At 39.2% G+C, this 16,078-nt stretch carries 12 protein-coding genes; 4 read left to right on the top strand and 8 right to left on the bottom strand.

All coding sequences use genetic code 11. The annotated features are described in order from the left end of the window. The first annotated feature begins 150 nt into the window (after positions 1–150). The 3 genes from H6H03_RS14780 (at position 151) to uvrA (ending at position 4,794) form a co-directional block, all read left to right on the top strand. Positions 151–921, top strand: coding sequence for a pentapeptide repeat-containing protein (locus H6H03_RS14780; protein WP_190955842.1), 771 nt, complete (start codon positions 151–153; stop codon positions 919–921). A 65-nt stretch (positions 922–986) separates the two neighbouring features. After that, positions 987–1,607 carry a TenA family protein gene (locus tag H6H03_RS14775; RefSeq protein ID WP_190955841.1) on the top strand — a complete coding sequence of 207 codons (621 nt, stop codon included), beginning with the start codon at positions 987–989 and terminating at the stop codon, positions 1,605–1,607. 220 nt (positions 1,608–1,827) lie between these two features. Further along, a complete protein-coding gene (uvrA, locus tag H6H03_RS14770) occupies positions 1,828–4,794 on the top strand; it encodes an excinuclease ABC subunit UvrA (RefSeq protein WP_242057714.1) in 2,967 nt (988 codons plus the stop codon). Positions 4,795–4,870: 76 nt separating this feature from the next. On the opposite strand, the gene H6H03_RS14765 is transcribed toward uvrA, so the two are convergent. The 5 genes from H6H03_RS14765 to H6H03_RS14745 form a co-directional block, all read right to left on the bottom strand. Continuing rightward, positions 4,871–6,436 (bottom strand): HNH endonuclease family protein, encoded by a 1,566-nt coding sequence (locus H6H03_RS14765; protein WP_190955840.1) that lies wholly within the window; start codon positions 6,434–6,436, stop codon positions 4,871–4,873. A gap of 320 nt (positions 6,437–6,756) precedes the next feature. Continuing rightward, positions 6,757–7,176 carry a helix-turn-helix domain-containing protein gene (locus H6H03_RS14760; protein WP_242057713.1) on the bottom strand — a complete coding sequence of 140 codons (420 nt, stop codon included), beginning with the start codon at positions 7,174–7,176 and terminating at the stop codon, positions 6,757–6,759. Continuing rightward, a complete protein-coding gene (locus H6H03_RS14755; protein ID WP_190955839.1) occupies positions 7,160–7,270 on the bottom strand; it encodes a type II toxin-antitoxin system HigB family toxin in 111 nt (36 codons plus the stop codon). Before H6H03_RS14755 ends, H6H03_RS14760 begins: the two co-directional genes overlap by 17 nt. Positions 7,271–7,316: 46 nt before the next feature. Continuing rightward, complete coding sequence (locus H6H03_RS14750; protein WP_190955881.1) at positions 7,317–7,730, bottom strand: DUF2358 domain-containing protein; 414 nt, start codon at positions 7,728–7,730, stop codon at positions 7,317–7,319. Between the two features lie 348 nt (positions 7,731–8,078). After that, positions 8,079–9,383 (bottom strand): alkaline phosphatase PhoX, encoded by a 1,305-nt coding sequence (locus H6H03_RS14745; protein WP_190955838.1) that lies wholly within the window; start codon positions 9,381–9,383, stop codon positions 8,079–8,081. Positions 9,384–9,707: 324 nt separating this feature from the next. Between H6H03_RS14745 and H6H03_RS14740 the strand changes: the two genes are divergently transcribed. Then, positions 9,708–10,340, top strand: coding sequence for a PEP-CTERM sorting domain-containing protein (locus tag H6H03_RS14740; protein ID WP_190955837.1), 633 nt, complete (start codon positions 9,708–9,710; stop codon positions 10,338–10,340). 177 nt (positions 10,341–10,517) lie between these two features. Here the strand turns inward: H6H03_RS14740 and H6H03_RS14735 are convergent, their stop codons facing one another. From H6H03_RS14735 to H6H03_RS14725, 3 genes are all read right to left on the bottom strand, one after another. After that, positions 10,518–11,288, bottom strand: coding sequence for a hypothetical protein (locus tag H6H03_RS14735; protein ID WP_190955836.1), 771 nt, complete (start codon positions 11,286–11,288; stop codon positions 10,518–10,520). An 826-nt stretch (positions 11,289–12,114) separates the two neighbouring features. After that, positions 12,115–14,913, bottom strand: coding sequence for a GAF domain-containing sensor histidine kinase (locus H6H03_RS14730; RefSeq protein WP_190955835.1), 2,799 nt, complete (start codon positions 14,911–14,913; stop codon positions 12,115–12,117). 544 nt (positions 14,914–15,457) lie between these two features. Next, entirely contained in the window at positions 15,458–15,928 is a 471-nt protein-coding gene (locus H6H03_RS14725) for an NADAR family protein (protein ID WP_190955834.1), read from the bottom strand. Between the last annotated feature and the right edge of the window lie 150 nt (positions 15,929–16,078).

Here is a 16,078-nt window from a genome sequence, read left to right as displayed (position 1 = left end):
CCCCTTTGCCTGTACCGAGGAACTTTCTTAACCCAAGGGTATTGTAGGCAAATACAGAGGGCAAACTGTTCAGGTTGCTCATATCATGTGGCTGAGGTATAAATCTATCTCGGTTAATATTGAATCTTGAGTAAGAAATATTACACAAATATGAAAAACCAAATTCTCGCCACTGCCACATTTTTAACTTTGGTTAGCCTCACAACAACCGTACAAGCCGCGAATTCTGAACACGTGAAACAGTTATTGGCAACCAAACAATGTCAAAACTGTGATTTGACTCATGCAGGTTTAGTCATGGCTGATTTATCTGGAGCGAATTTGAGCGGTGCTAATCTTGCAGGTGCAAACCTCAGCCGTGCAAACTTGAGCGGTGCTGATTTGCGAGGGGCAAACTTGAGCGGTGCTAGTTTATTTGGGGCTAACCTAACGGAGGCTAGATTTAGTGGCGCAAATTTGGCGGCTGCTGATTTGAGAAGTAGCTATTTAACAAACGCAGAATTAAATGGCGCTTACCTGAATAATAGTAACTTCCAAGGTGCAATAGGAATACCATCACAAATTGCTTCACCAGAGGATTTTTATGCTTTGGGTGTAGCGCAAGCAGAAAAAGGCAACCCCCAGCAAGCAATTAGTTATTTTAGTCAAGCGATCGCCATTAAACCAGACTATGCAGGTGCTTATCTAGCTCGTGGTGTCGCCCGCTACCAAATATTAGATAGACAAGGTGCATTCGTAGATGCTCAAGCTGCCGACAAATTGTTTACATCCCAAAAAAATACCCCTGGAATGCAAACAGCCCAGGCTTTTATGAAAGAACTCCAAACCCCCTATACTGAAAAAGTAAGCTCTGGTAGCCCCAGTTTCGTTGACTTTTTCGGCAGTGTTGGTTCCCTCTTGCTTCAGTTTTTACCTTTTTAGGGAGTGGGGAGTGGGGGAGATGACAGTTATCTGCCCAATGCCCAATGCCCAATACCCAATAACTAATGACTTTATCCAATGAATTATGGACGGCAAATCAAGATTTAGCCAAAGCGTGCCTAGAGCATCCTTTTGTTCAAGGCATTGGCGATGGTACTCTTGAACGAGTGAAGTTTGCTTACTACGTAGGGCAAGATGCTTTTTTCTTAGAAGCTTTTGCCCGTGCGTATAGTATTGCCGCAGCTAAAGCACCAGATTGGGTAGGTTTCACGACATTTCATAACTTAGCTGGAGGTGTGTTAGCAGAACTGCAATTGCATAGTGGCTATGCTTCCCAGTGGGGAGTTAATTTGCATGATGTGGAACCTGGAGCCGCTACCCGTCGTTATACTGATTTTTTGTTAGCAACTGCTTGGGGACAAGATGTTGGTTTAACTGCTGCGGCCATGTCTCCCTGTATGCGTTTGTATGCTTTTTTGGGAGAACAGTTAGCTGTTAATGGCATCCCAAATCATCAATATGCTGACTGGATTCGGACTTACAGTAGCACCGATTTTCAGCCATTGGCACAGCAGTTAGAAAGTTTGGTTGAGAATTATGCCACGAGTAATGCTGTTGTGCATTCAACTTACCGTTACGCTATGTTGTGTGAGTATGATTTTTTTCAGGCTGCATGGAGTTTGTAGGAATTTGGCAGACAGAAGAAGAGATGGGGAGACGCGGGGACGCGGGGACGCGGAGAATAACTCCTAACTCCTACCTCCTAACTCCTAACTCCTAACTCCCAACTCCTAACTCCCAACTCCCAATAAGTATTTAAAACAGTACTATTGTTCTACTATAAAGTAATTAAAGATAGTATTATTAAGGACTGTTTCATAAGAAACTCCTTTTTTGCCGCGCAATATGTCAGACCCACAGCTCACAGCATCCCCGAAGTTCGGTTCAGAACAAGCTAACGCTCAGGCTTCTCTGTTGAACGGACATCTTCCCTCGCACAATAGCCAGAATACCATTCGGATTCGGGGTGCTAGGCAGCATAATCTGAAAAATATTGATTTGGAACTGCCACGCGATCGCTTAATTGTATTCACTGGCGTTTCTGGTTCTGGAAAGTCTTCTTTGGCGTTTGATACGATTTTCGCTGAAGGGCAACGTCGCTATGTAGAATCCCTCAGCGCCTATGCACGGCAATTTTTAGGACAGTTGGATAAGCCGGATGTGGAGGCGATTGAAGGCTTAAGTCCAGCCATTTCCATTGACCAAAAGTCAACGTCTCATAACCCCCGTTCCACTGTGGGTACGGTGACGGAGATTTATGACTATTTGCGGCTGTTATTTGGTCGCGCTGGGGAACCCCATTGTCCAATTTGCGATCGCTGTATTGCACCCCAGACAATTGATGAAATGTGCGATCGCATTCTAGAATTACCAGACCGTACTCGTTTCCAAATTCTTGCACCCGTTGTCAGGGGCAAAAAAGGCACACATCGTAAGCTTTTGTCAAGTCTGGCATCCCAAGGTTTTGTCCGTGTGCGTGTCGATGGCGAGGTGCGTGAATTATCAGATTCCATTGAGTTGGATAAAAATTTAACACACACCATCGAAGTAGTAATTGACCGCTTGGTGAAAAAAGATGGTATCCAAGAGCGTTTGGTCGATTCTTTATCTACGTGCTTAAAACAATCCGGTGGCATTGCAACCATTGTTATTGGTCATGACTCATCTAAGGAAACCTCCCCTAACCCCTTAGCAAGGGGGGGTGCCGAAGGCGGGGGGTCTGACTCAGAGGAAGAATTAGTATTTTCGGAAAATTTTGCTTGTCCAGAACACGGCGCGGTGATGGAGGAATTATCGCCGCGATTGTTCTCGTTTAATTCACCTTATGGTGCTTGTGCGAACTGTCATGGAATTGGAACTTTAAGAAGATTTGCGCCAGATTTGATTGTACCCGACCCGGAAGCGCCAGTTTATGCGGCGATCGCCCCTTGGTCAGAAAAAGATAATTCTTATTATTTGGAATTGCTCTATAGTGTAGGGCAAGCTTATGGATTTGAATTGCAAACAAATTGGAGCAAGCTAACAGAAGAACAGCAGCATACTCTTTTGTATGGAGAAAACCAAGAAACTACAAAAACAGAGAAAAAACAAATTTTTAAAGGTATTGTTCCAATTTTACAACGGCAATACGAGGGCGGCACGGAGTTAATTAAGCAAAAATTAGAACAGTATTTAATCGACCAGCCGTGTGATGTTTGTAGAGGGAAAAGGTTAAAACCGGAAGCTTTATCTGTGAAGTTGGGACAATACGGTATTTTGGATTTAACTAGCGTATCAATTAGAGATTGTCGGGAAAGAATTGAGCAATTCAAGTTGAGCGATCGCCAGTTACAAATTGCCGATTTAGTACTCAGAGAAATTAAAGCCAGATTGCAATTTTTGTTAGATGTTGGTTTAGATTACCTCACCCTAGACCGTCCAGCAATGACCCTTTCTGGTGGCGAAGCGCAACGCATTCGTTTAGCAACACAAATTGGTTCTGGTTTAACAGGAGTTCTCTACGTTTTAGATGAACCAAGTATTGGTTTGCATCAAAGAGATAATGGCAGATTGCTGAAAACTTTAACTAAATTGCGCGATTTGGGTAATACTTTAATTGTGGTTGAACACGATGAAGAAACAATTCGTGCAGCCAATTATATAGTTGATATTGGCCCTGGTGCAGGAATTCATGGCGGAAATATTATCGCCCAAGGTGATTTAGAAGCATTATTAGCAGCAGAAGATTCTTTGACTGGTGCTTATTTATCAGGGCGACGAGTAATTAATACCCCAGCAGAACGCCGAGAAGGAAATGGGCGCAGTTTGATAATTAAAAATGCCCATCGTAACAACTTAAGAAATATAGATGTAGAAATTCCATTAGGGAAACTTGTTGCTGTTACTGGCGTGTCTGGTTCTGGTAAATCTACCTTAATTAACGAGTTACTTTATCCATCATTACAACATCATTTAACTAAGAAAGTTCCCTTACCGAAAGACTTAGAGAAAATCCAAGGATTAAATGCAGTTGATAAAGCGATCGTCATAGATCAATCACCCATTGGACGCACACCACGTTCAAATCCTGCAACTTACACGGGAATTTTCGACGCCATTCGGGATGTATTTTCACAAACAGTAGAAGCCAAAGCTAGGGGTTACAAACCCGGACAATTTTCTTTCAACGTTAAAGGTGGACGTTGCGAAGCTTGTAGTGGACAGGGTGTGAATGTGATTGAAATGAACTTTCTTCCTGATGTTTATGTGCAATGTGAAATTTGCAAAGGTGCAAGATACAACCGCGAAACATTGCAAGTGAAGTATAAAGACAAATCTATTTCCGATGTTCTCAACATGACTGTTGAGGAAAGTTTAGACTTTTTCCAAAATATTCCGAAGGCGATCGCCCGTTTGCAAACTTTATTTGATGTCGGTTTGGGTTATATTCAATTGGGACAACCTGCGACGACTTTATCAGGTGGTGAAGCCCAACGCGTAAAATTGGCAACAGAATTATCTCGACGCGCCACAGGTAAAACACTTTATTTAATAGATGAACCAACAACAGGATTATCTTTTTATGATGTCCACAAATTATTAGATGTATTGCAAAGATTGGTGGATAAAGGCAATTCAATTTTAGTAATTGAACACAATTTAGATGTGATTCGTTGTGCAGATTGGGTAATAGATTTGGGGCCAGAAGGTGGCGATAAAGGCGGAGAATTAATTGCTGTAGGTACACCGGAGGAAGTTGCAGCAAATCCCAAATCTTATACTGGCCAATATTTGCAACAGGTATTGCAACAGTATCCAGCAATGAAAAAATAGTAGTGTGTCTTAATAAAGGTAACGCATCCTGCTAGCACACCACTGTATCTGAATTTGAGACTTAGTTTCAAAATATCTAATTTTTGTATGTTGTATTACAGTATGGATGAGTCAACTGTGCGTTTTCTAGAGTACCCAAGCCACCATCAGCTTTTCTCTTAATGTGATCTATAGAATTAAGACGATTGGGGAGATAACCTCCACAGATTTTACATCGTGGAGAACCAGGTAAAGCATCTCTGATAAAAGCTGCTGCTTTTGTCTCTCGTGAGAATTCTTTACTTTGGGTTTCACTTGCATTACTTTTGGTTTTAGCTTTTAAAGAGCCAAAACCTTTTTCGATGATGATTTCCTTAATGACATTTTTCTTATCGATTCCTTGCAATAATTTATCAATAATTTTCATATAAAAATCTTTAACTTTCTCTCTTGCTTTGAGTGCATTCCCATTTTTGCTGACAATCTGTGGAACCATATCATCTTGCCAAATCACCCATTCAAAATCTTTTCGGACTTGTATAAATTTAGAAAAGTATTTAGTTTTTTCTAAATGTAATATTAAGGTAACGATGCCATAAAATGAGCCAATTTTGGGCTTTCCAGCGCTAGTGTAAAAATATATAATGGGGTGGAAACCGAGAGATGAAGGATGGTTGCTATTTATCCTTTGCGCTATCTTTTTACAATTTTTTAGCAGTTCTACTGTTTTTTCTCCTGTAGGATCATCTCCTAATTGATTATCTACTTCTATATTATTAACAATATTCACATATTCTAATATAACTTCAAGTTTTTCAGGAGCCGATAGACTTCCTACTATTGGCACGTCTAAAGTTTTAATAGGATTTTTTAATTTAGGTTCAAAAATAAGTTGATGTATTTCTTGAGCAAGTTCTTCTATTTCATCCTGTTTATCTTGTGAGAAGTCTGACCAATATTTATGCCCATTACCACTTCTCATAATTGCACGAGCAGCAACACCATTAGGTGTCTTCCGTGCCAGTAGTAAACGCATTTCAGTTTCACCGATAGGTGCTGCTTGTTGATTAATTTTAAAAAAAGATGCTTCTGCTTTTTCTGAATTACCTTCAACCCACTGTAGCTGGATACCTAAAGCTCCTAAGTTTCTTGCTCTATCAAGAAATTTTTGATCTACTTGTCCTTGATGCTGTGTTAACGATTGATAATCCTTATAAGAACCTATAGTTGCTTTAATAAGTTTCCTGACCTCTTGAGCAGCGGCTTTTTGCTCTTCTGTAATGTCTCCATCATAAAATACTTTGGAAATTTTACCATCTCCATAGTCATCATTGATCCAAGCTATTAGAGAACTAAGCCGATGGGAACCATCTATCACAAAATAATAACTACTAGAACTTCTCCAAAGAATAACAGATGGTATTAAATCTCCATCTAAAAAACTTTTTATAAAATCACATATTTTCTGAGATTCCCACTCATTAGTTTCTCTTTGAAAATCAGGTTTGCGTAAAAATGGATAGAAAAAAGAATTATTTTCTAAATCACGAATAGATATCATAGCAATATTTCTTCCTATGTTTTGGCCTTGTTGCCCTTGTACTTCAAATGCTTCTCTACATATGAGGGCATCTAAATAAACCTTCAGACTGTCTTTTGCCATTTTTAGTGTCTTTTTAGTTGTTTATACTTGTAATTGAGTATAGCGATCCTAAATCAGTCGTAAGACATAAAATGTCTGAAAAGGTTATAAATACCTACTTTTTCTTTCGATATGTTCTCACATCTAAATTTGGATTGCTACATGTAGTATACTTAAGAAAATCAGTGTACAACAATAATATTAATTTATCAATATACAGGATACTTCAGAAGTAAAACAGCTTTTATAACTGGCTTTTAAGCTAAGTTTATGTACTGCACCAACTTTAAACGTGCCGTATATCTGAACTAGTTGTGTCTTAGGATAGCGATCGCCTATTCTCAAATAAACAAACTTGCATCAACATGAAAAAATTTACCTAAAGCCTCAGCTTGTTCTTTAGTGATTTTTAACTCTCCATTAATAACCTTAGCAACAATCTCATTTGAACCAAGAGTTTCTACTAAATCAGCCTGTTCCAGACTTCTAGCTTCCATCAAATGCAAAAGTCTTGAACGAGGAGTTGAAACATTAAGCTGATAATGCTTATCTTCAAAATCCTCAATCAGTTTTACCAATAATTCTAACAAAGCATCTTCTTCAGGAGTCAGATCGGAACGAGAAAGCAGTGCTTCAACAGTTTCTAAAAATTTCTCGTTTTCCTCTTCTGTTTTGATAATTCGAGGTTGATGCTGAGACAGTAATTGGCTATAAAGTTCTGAGTTAAAAGTAAGGGTCATTTTTTCAGTTGTCTTTGTCATATTCTGCATGAGTTAAGACGTATTTTATATAGATGACCTGCTTCTGATAATTAATACTAAGAATTAAGCAAGATTTGAAGATAGCCTCAACCAAAAAGTTGTTTTTTAAATTAGATTTGCAAAAGGAGAATACCTACCAGCTAACTAACTGTTTCTCCCTTTTGCCAAAACTGCTTTAAAATCTCCCCTGGCTTTCTGTCCCAAGTATCAATATGTTCGTATATCAAATTATCTTTGTTGAGTTTATAAGTTGAATAGCCATTAAAAAGCAAAGGTGCTTTCCAGGGAACACGCAAAACTCCTCGCACTGTCCAATTGACTAAAATAGTATCTGACGCAGACTGTTTTATATCATGTACATCAAAGGAAATTTGGGTAAAAAATAGCCGAGCGTGAAATCGCAAAGTCCAAAATATAATCCGATAATTAAATTTATATTTGAATGTATTCACTGGGTCTTTAAAATAGATATCCTGTGTATAAATGTCATAAGAAATATCTTTTTCAAAAAGTGTAGGTAAATCTTGTTTGAGAGTTTCAATTACTTGTTCCATCTGTAAATAACTGTGTAATATTAATTTTGGCGATCGCTTACAACTACTTTCCGCCACAGGTTATGTCTACGACGGGCTAGCTCTACACACTTACAGTAGATTTAAACTACATCTATATGTCAGGATACAGCAATGCTGTGCCCCTACAGCTTGGTCAATACTTGAAAATTAAATTGTTGTAGGGTAGCACAGCTGTGCTACCCTACTTGATTGATACTTTATGTACTAAAAAAGCTCGTAAGCGTTGTTAGGCAATGATGTTACTGAGATCGAGGGTAATCTGTTGCCTATTGCCTGCCTCCACAAATAATTTCACAACTCAAATAGGATTGCTGCTAATCTTAACCTTTATGACTTTTTCCAAGGGCCCCAGATTGCGAAGGTGATACCAGGAGTTTGGATGTTAACGAACAAAGTTTTACCATCAGGTGAGAAGCAAGCACCAGCGAACTCGTTGGTATTCAAAGCATTACGGGCGAATTGATAGAGTTCACCTTTGGGAGTAACACCTACTAAGAACTGCTCGTCATCTCCATCTTCACACAAGATGAGATCGCCATAAGGTGAGACAACTATATTATCTGGATTTTCCAGTTCGGCAGCAGATGTAGACTCAACAAACAATTCAATTGTCTCTTTCGCTGGAATATAGCGCCAGACTTGACCAAGCCCTAAAGCACCACCACTCGTACAGCAAAAGTAAAATTCACCGTTACCATACCAGATACCTTCGCCACGAGCAAACTGGGCTGCTCCTTTTGCAAAACCCTCTTCTCTTACAGTATCTTCAGCCGGATTTGGCTCTGTAATAGTTACCCACTCTACTTTAAAGGGCTTGCGTTTGGGGAAATCTGCAAATGTTTGTGCTTGATAGATATCTTTGATTTTCAATGCCTGAAGAGTACCACCTTCTTTTAACTTGCCGGGTACTTTTGGGATAAAACGGTAGAAAAGACTATCTCCCTTATCTTCAGTTTCATAGACAATTCCTGTTTTGGGATCTACCGCCACAGCTTCATGGTTAAATCTTCCCATAGCTATTAGAGGTTCAGGCTTTACAGGAGTAGTGGTGCTAGCTGGAACTTCAAAGTTATAGCCGTGGAATTTCGAGACGTAGTTGCTATTGCCTACCGGAAACGAATTTGGAGTGGTGGTGTTCTCTTCACAACTAATCCATGAACCCCAAGGAGTTCGCCCACCTGCACAGTTACGATAAGTTCCACTTAAAGAAGTAAAATGTTTGATTAGCTTGCGATCGCTTCCAATAACTAAGTTTGTCGTACCACCTTTACAAAATGGGTCGTAAGGACGCGGCCCTTCGGCTTTTGTATCAGAAGTAGGACTAAGTTCGTGATTGCGAACTAAAATAACTGTACCTTTCGGACCGGGGAAAGCCGCCATACCATCATGGCCACCCGGAACTTTAGTACCATCGTTCATCAAATCGCCTGTTAGAGAGAAAGTCCGATACTTAAATCCAACTGGTAAATCTAATAAGCCATTGGGATCTGGTACAAGCGGCCCGTAACCTTTACCAAATACAGGGTGACCATTGGCTTGTCTAGCAATAAGACCTTCTAAAGGAGAGGCTAGCAAAGTACCAGCAGCACTTGTGCCTGCTAATGTAAAAAATCTACGTCGAGATAATTTCATAAAAATTTTTTGGTTACCTAAAATGCTGACAAGAAGTTATTAGACTTCGATTAAGTTGAGGTAATGCTTAATTTAATTTGGGATTATTACTTTTAATACTCCCTTTAATAATTTACAAAAATGATGATTTTGTCAGATAAGAGAATATTTTAATTAAGAGAAGTTAAAGAATGATTTAAATAATAATTTAAATAAAAATATTAGGTTTTTATATTTATCTGAGGTTTTTATATTTATCTGACAAAGAAATAACATAAGTTATAGGAATTATATTTAATCTAATGATACGATCTGCCCAAAAGTGTTTTAGACTTTATCAAGAAAATGAAAAGCATTCATAACCAAATAAAAGCTACTGTAGCTGTTGCTGCGTTCACTTCTATGGCTACTTTCATTAACTTTCAGAGTGCTGATGCTGCTTCTTTTGAGCTTAATTGGCTAGGAGATCAAGGTTATTCAGCTAAGGGAAAGTTCAGCTATGACGATAGTTTTCTGGGAAGCATCGTCACCAAGGAAGAATTGACTGATTTTGCCATTTCTTTCTTCGATCCACAAGGAGCTTTATTACAAAATTTCCAATACGATTTTCCCGAAGTGGATAGTAGTTTCAATTTCAATTTTGATACAGTAACAAAGACTGTTTTACAAACAGGCAACTTTGACACGCCGAATGGTTTTGATTTGGGAATTGACTTTGCAACAGATGTGACAGGGTTAGATTTTTATACTTACCTAAATGCCGAACAAGGATTACCAACGGCTAAAATTTTCTTAAAAGACGATCTTACGCCAGAAGTATGCGACACATTCCCAGACTGTAGATTGGATCTTGGGGGTCAGCTGACAGCAACTGCGATTCCTGAACCTGGCGCAATTGCTGGACTATTAGTAATGGGTTTTCTGAGTAGAGTTATCAAGAAAAAGCCAGCATCTACTATAGACAGTAAGCCGGAATAGTCGAAGCTAGCTTGATTAGAACTGTAATTGACCTTTATTTTAGCTCTAACAGCCAGGGATCTGGAAGATGGGCTAGAACTGTCTAAACTTTTTAGAGAGTAAGTACTCACTCAAATCGCAAACTTTAAATCCCCGGCTTCTCTAAGAAGTCGGGGATCTAATTGTTCATTATTTTGTTCAAAAAAACAACTTGAACCGTGCTAGCTGATTTTCAATTGTTCGCGTCAGAATTTTATTCAGTTCTTTGATGTCTTGAAATTGTAAAATTTGTTGTGTGGGTAAGTCAAAGGGAACTTGTCCTTCAAAATTTGAGCGTTGCATTTGTGCTAGTAGAATCTGTTCAGACCGCTTACTTTGGATGGCATAGCCAATTTCAATACAGACATTGGGACTAGGAATTAGTTGGAGGTTTTCTTTAACATTAACACTGCTAATGGGTGTGGTATCAGCGATAAATAACAAACTCTTACGGATTTTTCGCATCATAGTGCGATTAATTCGGAAAGTGGCATCACTGGGGCGAGAGGATTCTACTAATGTTAAGGGAAGACGCGATCGCAAGTTTAAATTCTCCAAAGTTTTTCGCAGTTCTTCTCTGAGAACATCACTTGCTGCGGCATACTCAGTTTGGTAAGAGAAAAAAATAGTTGGTTCTAACTGAGCTAACAGGGCTTGTTTAGTAAAATAAATTTCGTGACTAATCAAGTCAATGTTAGCTACGCGATAGCCGCCACTACCTTCAATATAAAATTCAATATCTTCCCCTTCCAGATAGCGCCCAAACCAAATTGATTTTTTAATTTCGTCGCTTTCTTCTAAAAAGTCCGCTCGCAATGCCGATCTCAGCAGACTTTTTTTACTTAGGCGAATGTCTGGTGGGCGCTTTTCCAATTCTGGAATCGGCTCATAATCCTGTAAATACCATGCTCTGAGCGCAATAATTGACATAAGGCGCTATTTTAACTGTTTCTCGCTATTCAACCTTCGTATTCAGCTTACACCCAGAGGAGTCATTATTCTGATTTCTTTTTAAATACAACAACACCCAACCATCTACTCGCTTCAACATTTCCTCTCCTTGTTTATTCTAACCAGGGATGTAATAACTCTCATCACTTTGTAAACAAGTAATGAAAATCAGTTACAGCGCCCCCTAATTTTCCACTTTGAGGAAATATGAGTTTTCGCGTTGGGTGTTGCCGTGTTTTGACGAGACAGATGTGAATTAAACAGCGTCTTTTACCTCTTAACTACATTCCATCATGCAGCTGTTGTATCTGCCAGGGAAGCTTTTTATTAGCTTCAATTATTAGATTAGCACTAGTGGATGAAACTAATTTTTTTTGCAACTAAACTTTACTTTTGAGCTATTTTTTTACCTAAATTAATATAGTGCAAGCTCTAAATAGCTTTAAAATTTGTTGTATAGCCTATTGTTAATAATTTTATCATCAACCTTGTGGATGAATTGAGTAATTGCTAAGTAAATTTTTAAGTTTTGAAACTAACATTTTGTAATAATCTATTAGGCATTGGGAGTGTTAACTGTTGATTGCTGAGCTATCTCCCAATACGCTTGGGTTCAGGGTAGCACTCTTTGTCAAAGTCATTTTTTTTAATGTAGACGCACAGCGGCTTGCCGCAGGCTACCGCAGAGGCGCAGAGGACACGGAGAGAGAAGAAAGAGAAGGAAAAAATTGCTTAACTCAACTGTATTGAGCTATCTCCTTGTCCCCTCGTCTCCCCATCTCCCCACCCTCCCCACATTCTCTAGCTACGGTTGACTATTGATTGTTGCTGGCGGCTTAACGGGAATTTCAATCCAGAACTCTGTACCTTTGCCTGGTTCTGAAATGCACTCCATTATTCCGGCATGTTTTTCGACAATAATTTGATAGCTGATTGCCAATCCCAGTCCAGTGCCTTTACCCACAGGTTTGGTAGTGTAAAACGGGTCAAAAATTCGCTTTTTCACTTCTTGAGTCATTCCAGGTCCATTGTCACTAATACGAATCAGCACACGAGAGTTGTCAGCTGAAACTTTAGTGGAAATGTGGATGGTGGGCATTGGGCATTGGGGATAGGGCATTGAGTATTGGTTATTCTCCCCGTCTCCCCATTTCTCTATCTCCTCATCTTGCCATCTCCCGAATCCCCATTCCCCATTCCCCATTCCCAAAGCATCTATCGCATTGCTGATAATATTCATGAATACTTGATTCATTTGTCCGGCATAGCATTCCACTCGTGGGATTTTGCCATAGTCTTTGATGACTTCAATGGCTGGAAATTCAGGATTGCCTTTGAGGCGGTGTCGCAAAATTAATAAAGTGTTGTCAATACCTTCATGGAGATCGACGCGCTTGTTTTCAGATTCATCCAAGCGAGAAAAATTGCGTAACGACAGCACTATTGAACGGATGCGATCGCTTCCCACTTGCATTGACTCCATGATTTTTGGCAGATCTTCTACTAAAAAATCAAAATCGATCGCTTCAATAGCAGCACGAATTTCACTATGGGGATTGGGATAATGTAACTGGTAAAGCCGTAAAATCTCTAGTAATTGTTCGGTATAGTCGCTTGCATGGCAGAGATTACCGTAAATAAAGTTAACGGGGTTATTAATTTCGTGGGCGATACCTGCTACCAACTGTCCCAAGGCAGACATTTTTTCAGTGTGAATCAATTTTGTCTGTGTTTCTTGGAGTTGATGCAGAGTACTTTCTAACTGTGCAGCTTGATTTCTGGCTTCAGCTTCAGCACTACAAGTTTGTTCGTAGAGTTGTGCTTGTTGAATGGCGATCGCAGCCTGATCTCCTAGCTGTTGCAATAAATCAATTTCTGCATCCTGCCAATTTCTGGGTGCATCGCACTGATGGGCAATCAGTAATCCCCATACTTGCATACCTATGTTGATTGGAACAATTAAGTTAGCTTGCACTTGGAGACTTTGCAAATAATCTCGATGACAGTCACTCAAAGAAACGGTTGATACATTGTTAACAGCCCGTACCCTACCTTGGAAGTATAAATTAACAAAGTCGTCAGGAAAGCATTCTCCTGGTGCTTCCACTCCCAAAACTGACTGCCAGCTGCCATTAATTTCTTCCACAATCACCGATTTAGTTTGGATTTGGAAAATTAATACGCGGTCTGAATTCAGCAGCGATCGCACTTCCCGAACGATAGTCTGGAGGGTTGTCTGCAAGTCTAATGTACTGCGGATGTGGTCTGTGACTTGTTTGAGTACTTTGGTAAATAGTAATGATTTTTCTACCTCAGCAGTTTGCTCTTGCACCCGCACTTCTAGGCTGGAATTGAGGGCTTGTACTTGTTTGTACATTTGCTGCTGCTGAATTGCCATTGAAAAATGATCGTACAAAGCTTGGGCTAATAAGATATCTTCTGCCTTCCACTCAGGTGCTTGCCCTTTTTTTTCTTCTCGCCAAACTTCAAAGGAAAGTTTCGGTAATAATTGCCGCCGATTATCTTCGCACCGTCCTGCCCACAAAATTTCTGTGTCAAATTCCGAGCGAAAAATGCTTAATACACCAGTAAATTTTTCGCGGTAATGTAGGGGAATCACCATCAGTCCCCGAATTGGAGTGGAACGGAACCCTAAAGCTAAAACTCGCAAACGCGGTTCTTTATAAAGGTCAGCAGTTGCCCAAATATTACCTGGTTTACACTCAGCCATCCAGTTTTGCCACATGGGATGCTGTTCGATCAGAGCATTATCTAGCTCTAATGGTAGTTTCGGCTGCTCGCCCCAGGTATATAGTTCTTTACTTTCTTCAATATAAAGCCTGCCACCGACGCCAGCGAAGGCAGCGATCGCTTCTTCTAGTGCGCCTTGTAATTGGATTGTTGGCAGTTTATGTAATAGTGTTGTTACTCGGTTAATAGTAGCTTCTCGTTGCTGCTGGGCGATCGCTTCAGTGAATAAGCGACTTTGAGCTATGGCGATCGCTACTTGATCGGCAACTTGCTGCACTAATCTCAGTTCTCGCTTCAAAATCCTTCGCCCTTCGGCGTGATGAGATACCAACAATCCCCACAATTGTGGTTTTGCCGATTCTTCTTTCAGGTCGTAATGCAAAATTGGCACTACTAATGAAGACTGCACGCCCATTGATTTTAAATATTCAATATGGCAAGGGTCTACTTGCCGATAGTAAATATTAGTTTGCAGACGTTCGTTAGTTTCTTTTGAGTGTAGAGGTGATAGCCCAATTTTCCCATTACTTACATCTACAATTGAACGTTGTCCTGCTAGCAGAAACATCTCTCTAGCTTCTTGTGGAATATCATGGACTGGAAAGCGTAACCCCAATAAAGATGGTAGACGCTGCTCATAAATAGATTCAGCAATAACTTCACCACTACCATCAACATTAAACCGATACACCGTGACCCTATCTGTACCCAAAAATAACCGTACTTCGGCAACAGTAGCCGTTAATATCTCTTGAAGATCGAGCGATCGCCTAATCTGTTTGGTCATCCGATGCAGTAAACTTTCTTTGTCTAAGCTTTGCTGCAACCAGTGTGTTTTATCGGTAAATGTCATCGTTTATGTACACTATGACTGAAGTTTAAAAAAGTTTTTTATAGTTGTCTTTGATGAAAATTTTCAATTTCCAGTTCCTGAATTATCATCATATTTGATGAAATTTCTGCTAAAAATACTTGATTTGGGCATATAATTGTTACAGATATTTTTGCAAATGGTATTAGAGGATATTTCACAAGTATCAGAATTCCTGCTATAAAAATTGATTTAGGAAAATTTAAAAAGGCTTAATTTATTACATAGACTTTACAAATATCCTCTCAAGTTTATAGTTAAGAAAATTTTAATCATTGACACTTATTAATTTTATATTCTCAGCCATTAAACTATTTCAGTAATTTTACTTAACTTAGTAGCTGATTAATTGCTTGGAATTAACAATATTTTTTTAATAATTATGCCCATTAAGCCAATTAATTAAGATTTTTTTCAACTAAATGGCTCACTATAGGTGATTTATTTAAAATTTTTTGACTGGGGGAATTTGACTATTCCCCGTTTAATTGCTGATTTTATGTTGAATGTAACTTTTTTAATTAAATTATTCGTGAATTACCGTTAAAGATAGCAATTTTCGGATTTCTTCACGAACGCTGATGAGAATTTTACCGAGATGGTTTTGACCGGTTTTATTAGCGCCACAACCCCAAAAATAATCGGTTGGGGAGTTTTCAACCAACATTTCATCGCCTGTCTTCAAAAGAACTTCTCTAATATCAGCATGAGTGAGAAACTTTTTGAGTACAGCTTCTCGCATCACTTGAGTTTTAACCAAATCCCAATCTCGACGTAGTTGACGGCTGCTACATCTTCCCAAAGCAGCAGCTTCTTCGGGTGTGGCGGCGGCATGAATGAAAGGTATAATTACTGCATCCGTACTACCAACAAACTTTTGTGCTTGATAATAATGCTCAACCGTTGGCCAATAAATACCCTGGACGTGAATCCCGTGGAAAGAAAAGTTAGAAAAACAGCCATAAGGCTGCCAAGCCTTATAAAAGTAAATGGTCATTTGAAAATTGCTCTTTTATATATTTATTTCAGGGTAACTGAAAGTTCAAAACCCTTCATTTGTATGAAGGGTTTTAACATCAGCTTACGTCAGAGGAATTTTACACAATTCCTAGAACAGCAAGTTTACTACCTTAATCATGAGCTTACC

It is taken from the genome of Nostoc paludosum FACHB-159 (assembly GCF_014698835.1).
Lineage (GTDB): Bacteria > Cyanobacteriota > Cyanobacteriia > Cyanobacteriales > Nostocaceae > Nostoc > Nostoc paludosum.
Note: the sequence above shows the minus strand (reverse complement) of the source record. Positions and strands in the feature narration are given on the sequence as shown.

Bases quoted from the DNA above. Each gene is read 5' to 3' on its own strand.
- H6H03_RS14780 (WP_190955842.1), top strand. From the start codon at position 151: ATGAAAAACCAAATTCTCGCCACTGCCACATTTTTAACTTTGGTTAGC.
- H6H03_RS14775 (WP_190955841.1), top strand. From the start codon at position 987: ATGACTTTATCCAATGAATTATGGACGGCAAATCAAGATTTAGCCAAA.
- uvrA (WP_242057714.1), top strand. From the start codon at position 1,828: ATGTCAGACCCACAGCTCACAGCATCCCCGAAGTTCGGTTCAGAACAA.
- H6H03_RS14765 (WP_190955840.1), bottom strand. From the start codon at position 6,436: ATGGCAAAAGACAGTCTGAAGGTTTATTTAGATGCCCTCATATGTAGA.
- H6H03_RS14760 (WP_242057713.1), bottom strand. From the start codon at position 7,176: ATGACAAAGACAACTGAAAAAATGACCCTTACTTTTAACTCAGAACTT.
- H6H03_RS14750 (WP_190955881.1), bottom strand. From the start codon at position 7,730: ATGGAACAAGTAATTGAAACTCTCAAACAAGATTTACCTACACTTTTT.
- H6H03_RS14745 (WP_190955838.1), bottom strand. From the start codon at position 9,383: ATGAAATTATCTCGACGTAGATTTTTTACATTAGCAGGCACAAGTGCT.
- H6H03_RS14740 (WP_190955837.1), top strand. From the start codon at position 9,708: ATGAAAAGCATTCATAACCAAATAAAAGCTACTGTAGCTGTTGCTGCG.
- H6H03_RS14735 (WP_190955836.1), bottom strand. From the start codon at position 11,288: ATGTCAATTATTGCGCTCAGAGCATGGTATTTACAGGATTATGAGCCG.
- H6H03_RS14730 (WP_190955835.1), bottom strand. From the start codon at position 14,913: ATGACATTTACCGATAAAACACACTGGTTGCAGCAAAGCTTAGACAAA.
- H6H03_RS14725 (WP_190955834.1), bottom strand. From the start codon at position 15,928: ATGACCATTTACTTTTATAAGGCTTGGCAGCCTTATGGCTGTTTTTCT.